This is a genomic window from Mesorhizobium sp. M7A.T.Ca.US.000.02.2.1, assembly GCF_003996995.1.
Classification (GTDB): Bacteria; Pseudomonadota; Alphaproteobacteria; order Rhizobiales; family Rhizobiaceae; genus Mesorhizobium.
On the sequence record NZ_RZTT01000767.1, the window covers coordinates 1 to 1,292 of the forward strand.

1 protein-coding gene is annotated in these 1,292 nt (G+C 63.7%); it reads left to right on the top strand.

What is annotated here, in order from left to right; translation table 11 throughout:
- Window positions 1-34: 34 nt before the first annotated feature.
- Window positions 35-1,292 (top strand): PleD family two-component system response regulator (locus tag EOD15_RS34445; RefSeq protein ID WP_127409310.1); only part of this gene is annotated, 1,258 nt, incomplete at its 3' end.

The window sequence follows — 1,292 nt, forward strand, 5'->3', positions numbered from 1 at the left end:
ATGTGCCCCTTCAGCCGAGCCGGAGCCTTATGAAATGACTGCGCGGATCCTCGTCGTCGACGATATCCCTGCCAATGTGCGGCTGCTGGAAGTGCGGCTGCTGGCCGAATATTTCGAAGTGCTGACCGCCACCAACGGGCCGGATGCGATCGAGACCTGTGAGAACGGCAAGGTCGATGTCGTGCTGCTCGACGTGATGATGCCGGACATGGACGGCTTCGAGGTCTGTCGGCGGCTGAAGAGCGATCCGGCGACATCGCACATTCCGGTGGTGATGATCACCGCGCTCGATCAGGTCTCCGACCGCGTCCGCGGGCTCGAGGCCGGTGCCGACGACTTCCTGACCAAGCCGGTCAACGACCTGCAGCTTATGACGCGCGTCAAGAGCCTGGTTCGCCTGAAGTCGCTGACCGACGAGTTGCGGCTGCGCGCCTCGACGACGCGCAACATCGGCATCGAGGAGTTGCTCAGCCGCAATTTCGCATCCGAGGACACGACGCCCAAGGTGCTTTTGATCGACGAGCGCAAATCATCCGTCGAGCGCATCCAGAAGATGCTGCGCGACCGGGCCGATCTCGACGTCACACATGATCCGCATGCCGGTTTCTTCCAGGCCGCCGAGACGTCCTATGAATGCGTGATGATCTCGACCGCGTTCGCCGATTTCGATCCGCTGAGGCTCTGTTCGCAGTTGCGCTCGCTCGATCGCACCCGTTTCGTGCCGATCATCCTGTTGGCGGAGGAGGGCGAGGAGGAACGCATCATCCGCGGCCTCGAACTCGGCATCAATGATTATCTGATGCGGCCGATCGACCAGCAGGAGTTGACGGCGCGGCTGCGCACCCAGGTGCGCCGCAAGCGTTACAACGACCAACTGCGCGCCAGCGTCACCCAGACCATCGAAATGGCGGTGACCGATGGACTGACCGGGCTGCACAACCGCCGCTATCTGGACAGCCACCTGCAGACGCTGTTCGATCGCGCCGTGGCGCGGCGCCGGCCGCTGTCGGTGATGATCACCGACCTCGACCGCTTCAAGGCGATCAACGACGCGCACGGTCATGACGGCGGCGACGAGGTTCTGCGGGAATTCGCACGACGGCTGCGCAAGAATGTCAGGGGTATCGACCTTGCCTGCCGCTTTGGCGGGGAGGAGTTCGTCGTGGTGATGCCGGACACCGAGGGCGCGGTGGCCGAGAAGGTAGCCGAGCGCATTCGCGCCGAAATCGCCCAGGCGGCTTTCGCCATCGGGCAGGACGGCAAGGCGATCGAAGTCACGGTCAGCGTCGGCG